This window comes from Herbihabitans rhizosphaerae (assembly GCF_004216555.1).
Lineage (GTDB): Bacteria > Actinomycetota > Actinomycetes > Mycobacteriales > Pseudonocardiaceae > Herbihabitans > Herbihabitans rhizosphaerae.
In genome coordinates this window covers 379,952-396,142 of sequence record NZ_SGWQ01000003.1, presented here as the reverse complement: position 1 = coordinate 396,142, position 16,191 = coordinate 379,952, and the positions used below count along the sequence as shown (strand labels likewise).

Here is a 16,191-nt window from a genome sequence, read left to right as displayed (position 1 = left end):
TGGTGACGCTGGGAGCGAAGAAGTTCCAGCATCTGTTCGAGAACTACGAGCACACGGCGTTCCGGTTGGAGGTGCGCGACCGCTACAACGTCTCTTACGAAACGGAGTCAGTGAACAAGTTCCTTTCCGGAGATGTCGCGGAAATGGATGTCCGGTACAGGCAGGCCAACGACTGGACGGATATGGTGGCGCGGTCCGGGGCGGCAGGCAAACTGTTTGAGCGCGTTCGAGTGGTCAGTGAACCGTTCACCGACTACACTCGTTATGGGCTTTGGTCCTCGCAGTTCACCTGTGGAGCAGGCGAGGATATTCGGTACTTGAAGCGGGATCAGGCGAACGGGCTGCCCAACCACGACTACTGGTTGTTCGACTCCCGGATCCTTGTCATGATGAACTTCGACGACGATGATCAGCCGCTGGAGCATGAGATCATCGACGATCAGCCGGAGTTGCTCGTGCAGCACAACTACTGGCGGGACGCAGCGTGGCACCACGCGATCCGACGGGAGGACTTTGTCGCGCAACACAACCTCGACTTCGCATCAAGTCCATGAGGCGCGTGAAGCGCTAGGACGGCGACTCCGCGAGCTGCGCCAGCAGGCCGGGCTGACCGGCAGGCAGCTCGCGGAGTCGTTGTCGTGGCCACCGTCCAAGATCTCCAAGCTGGAGAACGGTCGCCAGACTCCCACGGACGAGGACATCAGGCAGTGGGCGGAAGGAACGTCCGCCTCGGGCGAAGCGCAGTCGCTGCTCGTGTCGCTGCACACCCTTGAAGAGCAGTATCACGAATGGCGCAGAGCCTTTCGTGGTGGGATGGCTTCGCATCAGGGCAGGCTTCTTGAACTCGATCAGAAGTCCCGGTTCTTCCAGGTTTTCAATTCCGCGATTATCCCTGGACTTCTGCAAACTCCGGAGTACGCACGCGCACGTTTTGTTTCGGCAAGTAAACATCTCGGCACCCCTCGCGATATTGACGAATCTGTACGCGGCCGGCTCAGGAGACAGGAAGCTCTCTATCGCCCAGAGAAGCGCTTTCATTTCGTGTTGACCGAGGCGGCCCTGCGGTCTCGACTGTGCTCGCCCGAGGTGTTGCTGGGGCAGTTGGACCGGTTGTCCTCATTGGCTGGTCTGCCCAATGTGAAGCTGGGGATCATCGAGTTTCGGACCCGTTGTGACACCCCAGCGCTTCATGACTTCTGGGTCTTTGATGGCAAACAGGTTCAGATTGAGATGTTCTCTGCGGAGCTGACGTTGAAGCAGCCGCAGGAGATCGAGCTGTACGTGAAGATCTTCGAGGATCTCGCGGCGGCGGCCAGCTACGGGAGGGCTGCTCGGGCGCTCATCACGAAGGTGGTCGACGAACTGGCGGCCGAGGTCGGGGACGACGAAGATTCGTAGGTTGCCCGATCGAGCAACTTGTCCGACGGGTTGGCGAAGTTTCGAGAAAGTTGCTGGCTAGCGGAGAGTGATCGCTCATACGCTCGGCGTGTGAACTTCCCGGACCTCGATGATTTGTACAGCGAGTTGCGGCGCCGCCGATGGGACATCCACCTCTTCGGGCGAGACGACGACCGCTTGACCGCCATGGCAGCCGTCAAATGGTGGGACGAGCACGCGGACGTGCTCATTCTGCGCGGCGAGCACGAGGCCGCCGCCTACCGCGTGCACCAGCGTGAGGACGTGTTCCAGCCGCGGTGGGTCAGCTGGTGGTACGGCGGAACGGCGATGCACGCCCTGCGCGCCGTGCTGACGATCGTGTCGCCGGGCCGGGCCGGGCCGATGCAGGAATTTGCCGCGCCGGAGTTCGCCTACATTCCGACGGACGAACGCAAGCCGTGCCGCATCCGGATGGCCAACGGGCAATAACACTGGCATGAGCGTAGGCTTAGAACCTACGGAGGTGACACTCATGACGAGCCGCGTGGCAGGCAGGCTGCCCTCGAAACTACTGCGACGTCCCCTGCGCGTGCTGCGGCCACAGGACGCCACCGACGTCTACGCGCACCCACGCCCGGAGTTCGCCCGCCTCACCAAGTCCGGTGTCCTGCATCGGCTGGCCAACGGCTACTACGCGGTGGTGCCCGACGACCTGATCGGCGGCCCGTGGCTACCCGAGTTGGAACCGGCCGCACTCGGGATAGCGGCGGCCGATCAGGGCGTGGACTCCGTGGCGCTGATGGGCCTGTCCGCCGCCCGGATACACGGAGCGGTTCCCCGCGCGGTCGGGATCGCTGTCATCGCGATCACCAGTCACCGCAACACTCTTCGGCTGCTCGACCGTGACGCCGTGGTCGTCTTCGTCCGACGCGACGTGGCCGCGTTGGATCTCGAGCGGCACGTCACGGATCTCGGACAGGGTTGGGTCACCACGGTGGAGCAGACGATCCTGGATCTCGCCGCTCGACCCGCCCTCGGCGGTCCGCAAGCCGAAGCGTTGGCGGCGGCGCAGGCGCTGCTACCCAGAACAGATCGCGCCCTCTTGGACGAACTGGCTGCCAGGCAGCGCCGCCGCGCCGCGCTCAACCGCATCACGTCCGGTAGGTGACCCGTGCTCGATCCGTCCGAGGAAGTCGCAGTTGCCGACCAGTTCGGCGTCGCCCGTGACCAGGTTCGCCGCGACCATCTGATCTCGCACCTGCTGGCCGCACTCAGTAGTCGTGCTGCCGGCGACGTGGTGTTCTTCGGCGGCACCGCCTTGTCCCGAACGTTCGCACCTGACGGCCGCCTGTCCGAAGACATCGACCTGATCGCCACTCGCGACCGCCGGGATACCGCCGCCCTCGTCCAGGACTGCTCGATCCGCGAAACTCGCCGGGAATTCCCTGGACTGCGTTGGGATCCTCCGCTGACCAACGTCCGTGACACTCGACCGGCTGTCCTCACGACGACCGAGGGCATCACCGTCCGGATCCAACTCCTCCGAGCCGACGGTTACCCGAAATGGCCGACCGCGATGACATCGCTTGTCCAGCGTTACTCGGACGCGGCACCCGCCACCCTGGCGGTACCGACCGCCGCCGCCTTCGCCGCGGCCAAGACTGTCGCCTGGATGGACCGCGCGGCTTCCCGAGACCTGTTCGACCTCTGGCTACTTTCCCAAGCCGGCGCCATAAACGGCGAAGCCGCTGATCTCTTCGCTCGGCACGGCCCCACTGCGAAGGCGCCGGCTGTGAGCCTTTTCAACCGTGCGCCAAATGAGTCCACCTGGCACCGGGACCTTTCCGGTCAGACTCGCCTCAGCGTCACGCCAGTCGAAGCCTTGGACACCGTCCGACGCGCGTGGCTGGCAGCCGTCTAGGATTTCCTTCGGCCGAATCAGCTGACCTCGGGGATCTGCGGGCCGAGGAGATCGTCGGCGTCGCGGATCGTGTACGCGTAGCCCTGTTCGGCGAGGAACCGCTGCCGGTGCGCGGCGTAGTCGGTGTCCAGGGTGTCCCGGGAGACCACCGAGTAGAAGTGCGCCTGACGCCCGTCTCCCTTGGGGCGCAACAACCTTCCCAGCCGCTGCGCCTCCTCCTGCCGCGACCCGAACGTGCCGGACACCTGCACGGCGACCGACGCCTCCGGCAGGTCGATGGAGAAGTTCGCCACCTTGGACACCACCAGCACCGGCAGCTCGCCCCGCCGGAACTGGTCGAACAGCACCTCACGTTCCTTGTTCTTCGTCGAGCCCTGCACGATCGGCGCGTCCAGCGCCTCGCCCAGCTCGTCGAGCTGGTCCAGGTACGCGCCGATCACCAAAGCCGGCTCACCAGGGTGCTTGGCCAGGATCGACTTCACCACAGGGATCTTGGTGCGCGCGGTCGAGCAGATCTTGTACCGCTCGTCCGGCTCGGCCGTGGCGTAGGTGAGCCGCTCGGCCTCGGTCAGCGTCACCCGCACCTCGGTGCACTCGGCCGGCGCGATCCAGCCCTGGTTCTCGATGTCGCGCCACGGCACGTCGTACCGCTTCGGCCCGATCAGCGAGAACACGTCACCCTCGCGGCCGTCCTCGCGCACCAGGGTCGCGGTCAGTCCGAGCCGCCGCCGCGACTGCAGATCGGCCGTCATCCGGAACACCGGCGCGGGCAGCAGGTGCACCTCGTCGTAGACGACCAGGCCCCAGTCGCGTGAATCGAACAGCTCGAGGTGCCGATACTCACCCTTGGTCCTGCGGGTGATCACCTGATAGGTGGCGATGGTGACCGGGCGGATCTCCTTGCGCTCGCCCGAGTACTCGCCGATCTCCTCCTCGGTGAGCGAGGTGCGCGCGATCAGCTCGCGCTTCCACTGCCGGCCGGCGACCGTATTGGTGACCAGGATCAGCGTGGTCGCCTGCGCCTCGGCCATCGCGGCCGCGCCGACCAGCGTCTTGCCCGCGCCACACGGCAGCACCACGACGCCGGAGCCGCCGGCCCAGAACGCCTGCACGGCATGCCGCTGATAGTCGCGCAGCTCCCAGTCGCTCTCGTCCAGCGCGATCGCGTGCGCCTCGCCGTCCACGTACCCGGCGAGGTCCTCGGCCGGCCAGCCCACCTTGAGCAGCACCTGCTTGAGCCGGCCGCGCTCGCTGGGGTGCACGATCACCGTGTCGTCGTCGATGCGCGCGCCGATCATGGGCGCGATCTTCTTGTGCCGCAACACTTCCTCGAGTACCGCTCTGTCCACAGTGGACATCACGAGCCCGTGCGCGGGGTGGTTCACCAGGGACAGCCGGCCGTAGCGGGCCATCGTGTCCACCACGTCGATCAGCAGCGGCTGCGGTACCGGGTAGCGCGAGTAGTTGGACAGCGCGTCCACCACCTGCTCGGCGTCGTGCCCGGCCGCGCGGGCGTTCCACAACGCGAGCGGGGTGACCCGGTAGGTGTGCACGTGCTCCGGCGCGCGCTCCAGCTCCGCGAACGGCGCGATCGCGGTGCGCGCGTCGTCGGCGCGTGGGTGGTCGACTTCGAGCAGCAGCGTCTTGTCCGACTGCACGATCAGCGGGCCATCGGTCACGAACTGGTCCTCCTCGTCATGCGCACCAGTGTGCCAACAAGGCGCGGGTGGGCGTCATTCCGTGTGCTCGGCGAGCAGCAGCATGCGGCGCAACAGGTCGGCCAGCCGCTCGCGTTCCCGCTGGGTGAGTGGCGCCATGACGCGGTGCTCCTCGCGGCCCTGGGCGTCCAGCGCGCCCCGCCAGCGTGCGCGGCCGGCGGGGGTCAGCTCGACGTCCACCCGCCTGCGATCGGTCGACGAATGGCCGCGCGTGACGAACCCGCGCTCCTCCAGCGTGTCCAGCCTGCCAGTCATGGTGGCGGGCGCGACGCGCAGGGCGGCGGCCAGCTCACCGGCCGACGCGCGGCCGTCGAATCCGGCCAGCGAGTGCAGGGTCTGGTACTCGAACAGCTGCAGCTCATGGGTGGTCAGCGCGCGCTCCTTGTTCTTGCGCAGGTGTGCCACCAGCCACTGCATGCGGGTGACCACGGCCTCGACCGTCGGATCCAGGTCGTCGATGATCTCGCGCCACCTGGTCACGTGCTCGTCGACGGAGTCGGTCTCGGCCATGCCGGGCAGCCTACTTCGGCTCGCAAGAATTTCGTTGCCAAATCTTTCGGTATCGAAGTATCGTCGCCGGCGTGACGCACCCCTTACGTGATCGCCAGTTCCGCCGCGTGTTCCTGGGTCGCTCGTTGTCCACGTTCAGCGACGCGATCGTGCCGGCCGCCCTGACGCTCGCCGTCGTGCAGGCCACCGGGTCGGCCGGAGCACTGGCCACCGTGCTGCTCTGCGCGCTGCTCCCTCGGCTCGTGCTGCTGCCGATCGGCGGGGTGATCGCGGACCGGTTCGACGCCAGGAAGATCGCGCTCACCACCGACCTGGTGCGCGCGGCGGCCCAGCTCGTGGTCGGCGTCGAGCTGATCGGCGGCGACCCGCAACTGACGCACATCGCGATCGCCGAGGCGGTCGGCGGCGCGGCGTCCGGGTGCGCCCTGCCGACGCTGTCCCCGCTGGTGATCGGCACCGTGACGGCCGAGCAGCGGCAGCGCGCCAACTCGATGACCGGCGCGTCGGCGAGCCTGGCGCGGCTGTGCGGGCCGGGTATCGCCGGGCTGTTGATCTTCACGGTGGGCGCCGGCTGGGTGTTCGTGCTCACCGCGGTGGCGTTCCTGGTCAGCGCCTCGCTGCTGGGCTCGATCACCGTGCGCCGGGTCGAGGTGCCGCGCGCCTCGCTGCGTGCCGATCTGGTCGCCGGCTGGACCGAGGTGCGCACCCGCGGCTGGCTGTGGTCGAGCCTGGTCGCGCACGCGGTGTGGAACCTCGCCGCGGGCGTGCTGCTGACGCTCGGTCCGCTGATCGCCGTGCGCCAGCTCGGCGGGGAGGGCGTGTGGGTGGCCGCGCTGCAGGCCGGCGGCATCGGCCTGCTGATCGGCTCGCTGGCGGCCGGCAGGGCGCGGGTGTCCCGGCCGGTGCTGATCGCCAACATCGCGCTCGCCGGGTACGCCGTGCCGCTGCTGCTGTTCGCGCTGGCCGTGCCGGCGGTGTGGACGATCGGCGCGTACGGGCTGGCGCTGGCCGGGCTCGGGTTCCTCAACCCGACCTGGTCGACCGTGCTCCAGGCGGAGGTGCCGGAGCACCTGCTGGCCAGGGTGACCGCGTGGGACTGGCTGTTCTCACTCGGCGCCCAGCCGCTCGGCTACGCGCTCGCGCCGCTGGCCGCCGCGCACTGGGGCGACGGCACACCGTTGATCATCGCGTCCGTGCTGGTGGCCGTGTCCTGCCTCGGGACGGCCGCAGTGCCGGCAGTGCGCGAACTGCGGGCACGGCCGGCCGTCGCCGTGGCGCAGCCCGCTCGATGACGCCCTCGTGTCCGAAACTTAGCGATCGCTCCATTCATGTTCCGCGTACTTTAGCCCGCTAAAGTCCGCGAGCAGTGCGCCGGTCAGGCGGTTCGTGAAGGCGCGGACCGCCAACCGAGCAAGTGTCGCTCCGCGATCAGCAGCATCGAGTTGAACAGGTAGCCGAGCAGGCCGAGCAGCACGATCCAGGTCCACATCGCCGGGTTCTGGTAGCTCTCCTGCGCGTCCTTGAGCTCGCGGCCGATGCCGTTGGCCGCGCCGACCAGCTCGGAGATCACCATCAGAATGAGCGCGATCGACAGGCTCACCCGCAGGCCGGCGAAGATCTTCGGTGACGCCGCCGGCAGCACCACGCCGACCATCCACTGCGCACGGGACAGCCGGAACGTCCGCGCGGTGTCGATCTTGACGGCGTCCACCGAGCGTGCGCCGTCGACCGAGTTCAGCAGGATCGGCCACACCGCGCCGAACACGATCGTCCCGGTATGCATCCCGTCCAGGCCCATGGTGACCAGGAAGAACGGCACCAGCAACGGCGGCGGGATCGCGCGGAAGAAGTGCATCGCCGGACCGGCGTAGTCCATCGCGACCCTGGACCGGCCCAGCGCCACACCGAGCGCGATGCCGATCACCGCCGCGATCGCCCAGCCGCCGAGCATTCGCCCGAGGCTGGGCAGCACGTCCTCGGCGAACTTGCCGGAGAACCAGGTGTCCGCCGTGGCGCGCGCGATCTCCGATGGCGGCGGGAACAGCAGGTCGTCCACCGAGCGGGTGACCAGCTCCCAGGCCACCACGACGAACGCGAACAGCGCCCACCGGTGCGCCAGGCCGCCGAGCCTGCGGGTGATCGTCACGCCGCCTCCCGCACGGTGCTCCAGCCGAACAGTCCTCGGTGCAGCGCCTCCAACCCGGAGTTGATCAGGTAGCCGATCGCGCCGACCAGCACGGTCGCCGCGAGCACCTGATCCATCCGGGCGCCGCCGCTGGACGCCTCCACCACGAACGTGCCGATGCCCTTCGTACCGGCGGCCAGCAGTTCGGTGGACACCACCACGATCAGCGCGATCGCCGAGGACAGCCGCACCCCGGTCAGCACGAACGGCGCCACGTTCGGCAGTGCGACCCTGGTGAGCACCGCGCGGCGGCGCAGCCCGAACACCCGCGCGGTGTCAACCTGCACCGGGTCGATCTCGTCCAGCGCGTACATCGTGTTGAACAGGATCGGCCAGGTGGCGGCGAACACGGCGAGGCCGATCTTGGTGTCCGGGCCGGCGCCGAAGGTGAACAGGGCGAGCGGGAGCAGCGCCACCGCGGGGATCGGCCGGACGAACTCGATGATCACCATGGTGGCCTTGCGGATCGCCGGCAGCGAGCCGAGCAACAGCCCGGCCGGCACCGCGATGGCCACCGCGACCACCACCGCGACGACCATCGCGAGCACACTGGCGACCACCGCCCGCACGAAGGTCTCCTCGCCGAGCAACTCGACCAGGGACGGCAGCACCACCGACGGCGGCCGCAGGTAGTGCGACGGCACCAACTCGGCGCGGCTGGCCAACTCCCAGATCGCGAACAGCCCGGCGAGGCCGATCAGCCCACGAATGAGCCGCTTCACTTATTTCGCGTCGACTTCCGGTCGGAAGATCATCGGCCCGACGTCCAGCGGTTCCTTGAGCACGCCGAAGTTCTGCATCATCGTGGCCACCCGCTGGATCCGGGTCTTCTCGATCGAGGTCGACCAGCCCGCCACGGTCACCAGTTTGGCGGTCACGTCGTCCAGCTTGAGGTACTTCACGAAGATCGGCTCGACCTTGGACCGGTCGGCCGCCTCGGCGTGCCCCTTGAACAGTCCGCGCTGGAACGCCGCCACGGTCTTCGGGTTGGACTGGGCGAACTTGCCCTCGCCGCCGACCGCGAAGTACCCGGTGACCGGCATGTCGGCCAGCGGACCCTCGCCGCAGTCGGCGACCTTGTGGCCGCCGTAGGTGCGCAGCGCCTGGGTGAGCTGCGGCTCCACGATCGAGACCGCGTCGACGTCACCGCGATCCATCGCGGCGGCCATGTCGCTGAACGGGATCGGGTGCCAGGTGACCTTGTCGGTCGGCACGTTCTTGGCCTTCAACGCCTCCAGCACGCACAGGTCGGCGAAGGTCTTCGTGGCCGTGGTGGCGAGCCTGCGGCCCGGCACGTCCTGCGCGGTCTTGACCGGCGACTTCGGGCTGGCGAGCAGCACCTGCACGTTCGGCTTCGCGGAGAAGCCGTCGCCGACGATCTTGTAGTCGCCCGCCTTGTTCGCCTGGGCCAGCAGCACGGCGGGGTAGGAGCCCACCGCGATGTCGGTGCTGCCGTTGCTGATGCTGTCCACGGCCGCCTTGCCGCTGTTCACGGTGACGACATCGACGTCGAGGCCCTGCTCCTTGAAATACCCCCGGTCCAGCGCGAGGTAGAACCCGGCCGCGCCGAGCTCGGGGATGATGCCGACCTTGATCTTCGACTTGCCCAACGGGCCGGAAGAACCACTGTCCGATTCGCCACCGAGCAGTCCGCAGCTACTCACCGTCAACGCCATGGCGGCGACGGCCGCGAGCAGTTTCTTCCCGGACGTGATCACGTTATTTCCCCTCCAGGTATGAGCCGGAGACGTGGGGATCTCCCTCCCGGCGGACCACACCCTAAGGACTCATGATCACGTCCACAACGGCCGATCAGGTGCGACTCGCAGTCGCAGCATCGTGTCTCCGCCGCGCTGGAACTCGTAGTCGACCGGGTGTCGGCTCGCCAGCAGTCCGGCGTCGGCGAGCTTCGCGAGTACCGGGCCGAGGATGGGGCTCGTGTCGTAGCCCATCGGCACGAGTGGGAACACCCGCACCTCGGCGGCGACCGTGGCCAGTTCGACCAGGCTATCGACGTGGAACTCGACGCTGAGCCGGTCGGTGTAGCTGAACTACCTGCGCACCAGGTCGGAGTCGGTGGAGCGGTTCGTGGCCGACAAGGCCGCGCACCCGGCCCGGTGCGTCACCGCTGCCCTGCCGCGCCTGGATTTCCCCGACCGTGCCTTCGACCTGGCGCTGTGCTCACATCTGCTCGGCGGTGAAGCCGGCTCCGCCGCCGGGGCAGTCCAGGATCCGGCCGGCGAGATCGCCGTCGGTCAGCCGGAACATCCCGCGGTACTCGGCCAGCGAACGGGGGCTGACCAGCATCTCGCCGATGCGGTGCATATCGTCCGATCAGGTGTCACACGGGAGGCGGCGGGATGATCATGTCGCGCACGTCCAGGCGGTTCTTGAGCAGCCCGTAGGTCCGCATCAGGTCGGGGATGCGCTGCAGCCTGGTCGGGTCGAGGCTGGTCGGGAACTCGCCGAACCGCAGCAGCCGCGCGGTGGACTCGTCGATCTTGGCGTAGCTGGTCAGGACCTCTTCGACGCTCGTGCGGTCGGCGGACGCCGCCTGTCCCTTGGCGAGCGCCCGCTGGAACGCGGCGACCGTCTTGGGGTTGGCCGCGGCGAACTTGCCGGTCGCCGCGTATCCGGCGATCGGGATGCTGGCGGTCGGGCCCGACGCGGTGTCGACCACCGGCATCGCGCCGATCTGCTTGCTCGCCCTGGTGATGAACGGTTCGACCAGGAACGCGGCGTCGATCTTCTTCTGGGAGAGCTGCGACTCCATGTCGGGGAACGGGAGCTCGATGAACCTGACGGTTCTCGGATCCACGTCGTTGGCCTGCAGCACGGCCCTGGTGGTCAATTCGGTGATGTTGTTGAACGTGTTGACCGCGATGGTCTTCCCGGCCAGATCCCTCGGCCCCATGATCGGGGAATTCGGCCCGGTCATGATCATGAACATCTTCGGCGCCGCCTGGTAGCCGTCGGCCACCAGTTTCAGGTCGATTCCCTTGCTCTGCGCCGAGACGAAGGAAACCCAGTTGCCGAAGCTGAAATCGAGGCCGCCGTTCACCAGGCCGGGTACCGCGGCGGCGCCACCCTGGATGGGGACCGGCTCGACCTCGAGGCCGACCTCGTTGAAGTACCCGTTCTTGATGGCGATGTACAGCTGGGCGTTGTCGATGATCGGCAGCACGCCCACCCTGATCTTGGTCTTCTCGACCTGGATCGAGCCGCCGGTATTTCCCGAGTCCGAACCGCCGAGTAGCCCGCAGCCGGCCAGAACGGTGACCAGGGTGGCAGCGACGAGCGCGTGGAGATACCCACGGCATCGGGACATCATTACTCCATTTGGGTTGCGTTTTCTCGGGATGAACCGTGACACGCTACTGATGACGGTTCTCTACCTGATAGAGGCGGAAGGTAAGTCCATACAAAAGTAGTAGCGGTACGGTGCGCATAGTGACGCTGTCGATGTGAAAGGATTTCGGGGGTGGGGCGTACCACGGTTGGAATTATCGGCGCTGGCCCCGCCGGTCTCACGCTGGCGAATCTGCTCGCGAAGACCGGCGTGGAATGTGTGGTACTCGAGCGGCACGGCAGGTCCTACATCGAGGGGCGGGCGCGGGCCGGCGTGCTCGAACAGCGGGCCGTCGACATGCTCGCGGCCAACGGCCTCGCCGACCGCCTGCTCGCCGAGGCCGAACCGCACGGGGTTTGCGAGTTTCGCGTATACGGCAAGGCTTTCACCGTTCCGTACGGTGATCTCTACGAGGGGCGAACGCACTACGTCTACCCGCAGCAGGAGTTGGTGACCGACCTCGTCGCGGCTCTACTGGACCGTGGTGGCGACATTCGGTTCGACGTCGATTCTGTTGCGCTGCACCAGATCGACGGCCCGCGCCCGGTGATCAGCTGGACCGGCGCGGACGGCGAGGAACGGCTCGAATGTGATTTCATCGCGGGCTGTGACGGCTACCGGGGCGTTTCCCGGCAATCGATACCGGCGGGTATGTTTCGCGAATACTCCCATAATCCGGGAATAGCCTGGCTCAGCATTCTCGCGGAGGCGCCGCCGTCCACAAGGGCAATCATCTACGCGCTGCACGAGAACGGATTCGCCGGACACATGCTGCGCAGCAAGACGGTGAGCCGGTTCTACCTGCAATGCCCCGTTTCCGACGACGTGCGGAATTGGCCGGACGAACGGGTGTGGGCGGAACTGCGTGAGCGGCTCGCGCTCGCCGACGGGAGCTGGCGGCTGACCGAGGGCGCGATCATCGAGAAGCGGGTGCTCGACATGCGCTCGTTCGTCGTCGAGCCGATGAGCCACGGGCGGCTGTACCTGCTCGGCGACGCCGCCCACGTGATCACGCCGGTCGGCGCGAAGGGCATGAACCTCGCGCTGCACGACGCCGAGGTGCTGGCCAACGCGCTCACCCACTGGCGCACGACCGGCGAGACCACCGCCCTGGACGCCTACTCCGAGATCTGCCTGCGCCGGGTGTGGCGCTGCCAGGAGTTCTCCCAGTGGATGACCAGCATGATCCACATGCCCCGGGAGGACGACGAGGAACACGGGTTCCTCGGCCGCCTGGCGATGGCCCGCCTGGAACACCTGATGAATTCGCGGACCTTCGCCTCGGCGTTCGCGGAAAACTACGTCGGGTTGATGTGACTGCTCGGGACTTGACAAACGTGCCGGCACCCGTCCGCGTACTTTAGCCCGCTAAAGTCCCTCGGCCACGGAGAAAGCCCAGGTCAGGCAAGATCAGCATGGCGCGGGAAACCTGAGGGTGATGCACATACGGGCCCACGTGGCGGTGGGGTCACCTTCACGGGTGCTCGCTCAGGTATCGCTGGTGCTGTGGGTTTCCGCGCGTTCGGCGGCCAGGAAGCGGTCGTTGGCCGCGGTGTCGGGTACCGACGGGCTCGGGCGCGTCGCGGGCTCTCCGCCGTGCAGCAGCCGTGCGACCTCGCTGCGCAGCTCGACGAACTCCGAGGACGCGCGCGTGGTGATCTGGTCGCGCTCATCGGGCAGGTTCACGTCCAGGTCGGTGGTGATCGAGCCGGGCGACTTGGACAGCACCAGCACCCGGTCGCCCAGGTACACGCTCTCGTCGATGTCGTGGGTCACCAGCAGCACCGTGCTGTCGTGCTCGGCGCGCACCCGCAGCAGCAGGTCCTCCAGCTCGAACCGGGTCTGCGCGTCCACCGAGGCGAACGGCTCGTCCATCAGCAGCAGCGACGGCCGGCTGGCCAGCGCCCGCGCGATCGCCACACGCTGCTGCATGCCGCCGGACAACTGCCACGGGTACTTGCCGCCGGCTGCCGAAAGGCCCACCCACTCCAGCGCCTCGCGGGCCCGCTCCCGCCGCTCCGCGCGCGCGGAAACCCTTGTGCGCAACGGGAATTCGACGTTGCGCTGCACGGACAGCCACGGGAACAGCGAGCGGCTGTAGTCCTGGAACACCACGGCCAGGTCGGCCGGCACGCCGCGCACGGGATCGCCGTGCAGCAACACCTCGCCGACCGTGGGCGTGATCAGCCCGCTGATCGTGCGCAGCAGCGTGGACTTGCCGCAGCCGGACGGACCCACGACGCACACCAGCTCACCGGCGTTCACCGTGAACGACACGTCGCCGATGGCGTTGTGCACGCCGTCCTTGGTCTTGTACGTGTGGCCGAGGCCAGAAACCTCGAGCATGGTCGGCACGGAGGCCCTCCCTGTCGTCAGTGCCCAGTATGCCGCTCTGGCTGCCAGGACAGTGCCCGGTTTTCGACCATGAGCAGCACGGTATTGAAGAGGTAGCCGAGCACACCGAGCAGCACGATCCCGGCCCACATCGCCGGATAGTCGAACGCCCGCTGCGCGATCAACATCTGCAGGCCGATCCCGTTGCGCGAGGCCACCAGCTCGGAGATCACCATCAGCACGAGTGACAGCGACAGGCTCACCCGCAGCCCCGCGAAGATCTTCGGAGCCGCGGCGGGCAGTACCACCCCGAGCAGCCACTGCCCGCGGGACAGCCGGAACGCCCGGGCGGTCTCCTCCTTGATCGGATCGACCGAGCGCACGCCGTCCACCGTGTTCATCAGGATCGGCCACACCACGCCGAACACGATCGTGGCGAGCTGTGCCGGTGTCCCGATGTCAAGCAGCACAAGGAAAACCGGCACGAGCGCCGGCGACGGGACGGACCGCGCGAACGCGAACAACGGGTTCACGTAGTCCATCGCGGTGCGCGACCGGCCCAGCAGCACGCCGATCGCGACGCCGATCACCGCGGCGATGGCCCAGCCAAGCAGGATCCGCCCGATGCTGGCGAACACGTCGTCGTACACCGTGTCGGTCAGGAACAGCTGCGAGCCCGGCCCGGACAGCCACAGGTGGTAGATCGTGTTCGCGATCGTCGACGGCGGCGGGAAGAACGGGTCGTCGGCCGCCGCGGTGGCCAACTGCCAGACCACCACGATGCCCACGAACACCACCCAGCGGTACGCGAACTTTCCGAACCAGCTCACGACGCGCTCCTCGTCAGCGAACTCCAGGACACCCAGCGCCGCTGTGCCACGTCGAACGCAGCGTTCACCAGGTATCCGATCGCCCCGGCCACCACGGTCGCGGCGAGCAGCAGGTCCATCCGGCCGGCACCCTCGCGGGCGACGTTGATGAACGTGCCGATGCCGAGCCGCCCGCCCGCGATCATCTCCGTACTGATCAGCACGACCAGGCCGATCGAGGAGGCCAGCCGCACGCCGGTCAGCACGAACGGGACGGCGCTGGGCAGCGAGATGGACAGGATCGTGCGCACCCGGGAGTACCCGAACGCCCGCGCCGTCTCCAGGTGCAGGTCCTCCACCTCGTCCAGCGCGTAGATCGTGTTGAACAGGATCGGCCACACCGCGGCGTACACCGCGAGCGTGATCTTCGTTTCCGGGCCGACGCCGAGCATCACCACCGCGAGCGGGATGAACGCCACCGACGGGATCGGCCGGAGGAATTCGACCACCGCTCGGGTGGCGTGCCGGGCCACCGGGAAGCTCCCCAGCAGTAGACCCAGCGGCACGGCGATCAGCACCGCGATCGCGACCGAGACCACGAGTGCGAGCACCGTGGCGACGACGTCGGACTGGAACTTGCCGTCGACCAGGATCTCGCCGAGCGAGCCCAGCACGTCGGACGGCGGTGGCAGGAACCTGCGTTCCGTGATGCCGGACCGGCCGACCACCTCCCAGATCAGGAGGAAGACGGCCAGCCCGACAAGCCCTCGGGTGACCGGTCGCATTCGCTACTTCGTCGACCCGGCGTTGAGGATCATGCTCGACGCGTCGAACCGGTTCGGCAGCAGACCGAACTCGAGCATCAGGTCCGGGATCCGCTGCAGCCGGGTGGCCTCCAGCGAGGTCGGGAAGCCACCGAGGGCGACCAGCGCGGCCGTCTGCGGGTCGATGCCCGCGTACTCGGGGAGCAGCTTCTCGATCTTGTTGCGGTCCGCGCCCGCCGCGAGCTGACCCTTGGCGAACGCGCGCTGGAACGCGGCGACCGTCTTCGGGTTGTCCTTGGCGAACTTGCCGGTCGTGCCGTAGCCGGCGATCGGCAGGTCGGCGGTCGGGCCGGACGCCGCGTCGAACAACGGCACGGCGCCGATGGACTTCTGCGCCTGGGTGATGAACGGCTCGGCGAGCAGTGCCGCGTCGACCTTGTTCTGCTGCATCAGCGCGGCCATACCGGCGTACGGCGACTCGATGAACTCCACCTTGCTGGCGTCCACGTCGTTCGCGCGCAGCACCGACTTGATGCTCACCTCGGCGAGGCTCTTGCGGGTGGTCACGGCGACCTTCTTGCCGGCCAGGTCGCGCACGGTGTTGACCGAGGAGTTCGGGCCGCGCAGCACCATCCAGGTGTTGGGCTTGGCGATGTAGCCGTCGGCGACGAACTTCAGGCCGTCGACGTTCTTGGCCGCTCCGCCCGACTCCGCGGCGAAGAAGGACACGTAGTTGCCGAACACCATGTCCAGCGAGCCGCCGATCAGGCCGGGGATGGCCGCGCCGGCGCCCTGGATGTTGGTGAGTTCGACGTCGAGGCCCTCGGCCTTGAAGTAGCCCTCCCGGATCGCCAGGTGCACGGAGGCCACGTCGACCACCGGCAGCAGACCGAGCTTGATCTTCGACTTCTCCACCTGGCCGCCGGACGACGAGGAGTCGTCCTCGCCGCCGAGCAGACCGCAGCCGGTGACGAGTGCCACCAGCATGGCCAGGATGGTGAATAGGGCCGCGGGCCGGCGCAGTCGCGCCGGTGGGGTGCCCGGGCGTGGTCGCAGCATTGCCTCTCCTGTGGGTGAGGTGGGCAGAACGGCGCTTTCGGGCAGCCTCGAATAGAGGGGGCCCGCCGCACCGTGGCACACCATATGAGATTGGCGTAGACCACGACAAATGCGGTGAGTATCGGATGTACCACAATCGGGTGTCACCCGTTTGAACTAACGTTG

Annotated in this window: 19 protein-coding genes; 7 read left to right on the top strand and 12 right to left on the bottom strand. The window is 67.7% G+C overall.

Going from position 1 to position 16,191, the window contains the following annotated elements; all coding sequences use genetic code 11:
• The first annotated feature begins 2 nt into the window (after positions 1-2).
• The 5 genes from EV193_RS11510 (at position 3) to EV193_RS11490 (ending at position 3,298) form a co-directional block, all read left to right on the top strand.
• Complete coding sequence (locus EV193_RS11510; RefSeq protein ID WP_242613304.1) at positions 3-554, top strand: DUF6879 family protein; 552 nt, start codon at positions 3-5, stop codon at positions 552-554.
• Positions 514-1,398, top strand: a complete 885-nt coding sequence (locus tag EV193_RS11505) for a helix-turn-helix domain-containing protein (RefSeq protein WP_207222628.1) — start codon at positions 514-516, stop codon at positions 1,396-1,398. Before EV193_RS11510 ends, EV193_RS11505 begins: the two co-directional genes overlap by 41 nt.
• 90 nt (positions 1,399-1,488) lie before the next feature.
• Positions 1,489-1,866 carry a hypothetical protein gene (locus EV193_RS11500; protein ID WP_130344027.1) on the top strand — a complete coding sequence of 126 codons (378 nt, stop codon included), beginning with the start codon at positions 1,489-1,491 and terminating at the stop codon, positions 1,864-1,866.
• Between the two features lie 43 nt (positions 1,867-1,909).
• Positions 1,910-2,545: a type IV toxin-antitoxin system AbiEi family antitoxin gene (locus tag EV193_RS11495; protein ID WP_130344026.1), complete on the top strand. Its 636-nt coding sequence runs from the start codon at positions 1,910-1,912 to the stop codon at positions 2,543-2,545.
• A 3-nt stretch (positions 2,546-2,548) separates the two neighbouring features.
• A complete protein-coding gene (locus EV193_RS11490; RefSeq protein WP_130344025.1) occupies positions 2,549-3,298 on the top strand; it encodes a nucleotidyl transferase AbiEii/AbiGii toxin family protein in 750 nt (249 codons plus the stop codon).
• A gap of 17 nt (positions 3,299-3,315) precedes the next feature.
• Here the strand turns inward: EV193_RS11490 and EV193_RS11485 are convergent, their stop codons facing one another.
• Complete coding sequence (locus EV193_RS11485; protein ID WP_130344024.1) at positions 3,316-4,977, bottom strand: DNA repair helicase XPB; 1,662 nt, start codon at positions 4,975-4,977, stop codon at positions 3,316-3,318.
• A 54-nt stretch (positions 4,978-5,031) separates the two neighbouring features.
• On the bottom strand, positions 5,032-5,526 hold the full coding sequence (locus tag EV193_RS11480; protein ID WP_130344023.1) for a MarR family winged helix-turn-helix transcriptional regulator: 495 nt from the start codon (positions 5,524-5,526) through the stop codon (positions 5,032-5,034).
• Between the two features lie 71 nt (positions 5,527-5,597).
• Between EV193_RS11480 and EV193_RS11475 the strand changes: the two genes are divergently transcribed.
• Positions 5,598-6,818, top strand: coding sequence for an MFS transporter (locus tag EV193_RS11475; protein WP_130344022.1), 1,221 nt, complete (start codon positions 5,598-5,600; stop codon positions 6,816-6,818).
• 83 nt (positions 6,819-6,901) lie between these two features.
• Here the strand turns inward: EV193_RS11475 and EV193_RS11470 are convergent, their stop codons facing one another.
• The 6 genes from EV193_RS11470 to EV193_RS11455 form a co-directional block, all read right to left on the bottom strand.
• Positions 6,902-7,672 (bottom strand): ABC transporter permease, encoded by a 771-nt coding sequence (locus EV193_RS11470; protein WP_242613303.1) that lies wholly within the window; start codon positions 7,670-7,672, stop codon positions 6,902-6,904.
• Entirely contained in the window at positions 7,669-8,433 is a 765-nt protein-coding gene (locus tag EV193_RS11465; RefSeq protein WP_130344021.1) for an ABC transporter permease, read from the bottom strand. Before EV193_RS11465 ends, EV193_RS11470 begins: the two co-directional genes overlap by 4 nt.
• On the bottom strand, positions 8,434-9,429 hold the full coding sequence (locus tag EV193_RS11460) for an ABC transporter substrate-binding protein (protein ID WP_130344020.1): 996 nt from the start codon (positions 9,427-9,429) through the stop codon (positions 8,434-8,436).
• 75 nt (positions 9,430-9,504) lie between these two features.
• Complete coding sequence (locus EV193_RS33230) at positions 9,505-9,681, bottom strand: hypothetical protein (RefSeq protein WP_165401319.1); 177 nt, start codon at positions 9,679-9,681, stop codon at positions 9,505-9,507.
• A gap of 211 nt (positions 9,682-9,892) precedes the next feature.
• Complete coding sequence (locus EV193_RS33225; protein WP_165401303.1) at positions 9,893-10,036, bottom strand: hypothetical protein; 144 nt, start codon at positions 10,034-10,036, stop codon at positions 9,893-9,895.
• Between the two features lie 16 nt (positions 10,037-10,052).
• On the bottom strand, positions 10,053-11,039 hold the full coding sequence (locus EV193_RS11455; protein WP_242613302.1) for an ABC transporter substrate-binding protein: 987 nt from the start codon (positions 11,037-11,039) through the stop codon (positions 10,053-10,055).
• A 153-nt stretch (positions 11,040-11,192) separates the two neighbouring features.
• Here EV193_RS11455 and EV193_RS11450 point away from each other — a divergent pair, with 153 nt between their 5' ends.
• Positions 11,193-12,377: a 4-hydroxybenzoate 3-monooxygenase gene (locus tag EV193_RS11450; protein ID WP_207222591.1), complete on the top strand. Its 1,185-nt coding sequence runs from the start codon at positions 11,193-11,195 to the stop codon at positions 12,375-12,377.
• Positions 12,378-12,548: 171 nt separating this feature from the next.
• On the opposite strand, the gene EV193_RS11445 is transcribed toward EV193_RS11450, so the two are convergent.
• The 4 genes from EV193_RS11445 to EV193_RS11430 are packed head-to-tail and all read right to left on the bottom strand — an operon-like array spanning position 12,549 to position 16,026.
• Positions 12,549-13,415: an ABC transporter ATP-binding protein gene (locus EV193_RS11445; RefSeq protein ID WP_130344017.1), complete on the bottom strand. Its 867-nt coding sequence runs from the start codon at positions 13,413-13,415 to the stop codon at positions 12,549-12,551.
• Between the two features lie 17 nt (positions 13,416-13,432).
• Complete coding sequence (locus EV193_RS11440) at positions 13,433-14,224, bottom strand: ABC transporter permease (RefSeq protein WP_130344016.1); 792 nt, start codon at positions 14,222-14,224, stop codon at positions 13,433-13,435.
• Positions 14,221-14,988, bottom strand: a complete 768-nt coding sequence (locus EV193_RS11435; protein ID WP_130344015.1) for an ABC transporter permease — start codon at positions 14,986-14,988, stop codon at positions 14,221-14,223. The genes EV193_RS11440 and EV193_RS11435 overlap by 4 nt, the downstream gene beginning before the upstream one ends.
• Positions 14,989-14,991: 3 nt before the next feature.
• The gene (locus EV193_RS11430; protein ID WP_130344014.1) at positions 14,992-16,026 is read right to left on the bottom strand and encodes an ABC transporter substrate-binding protein; all 1,035 of its coding nucleotides are present in this window, start codon (positions 16,024-16,026) and stop codon (positions 14,992-14,994) included.
• Positions 16,027-16,191 lie beyond the last annotated feature (165 nt).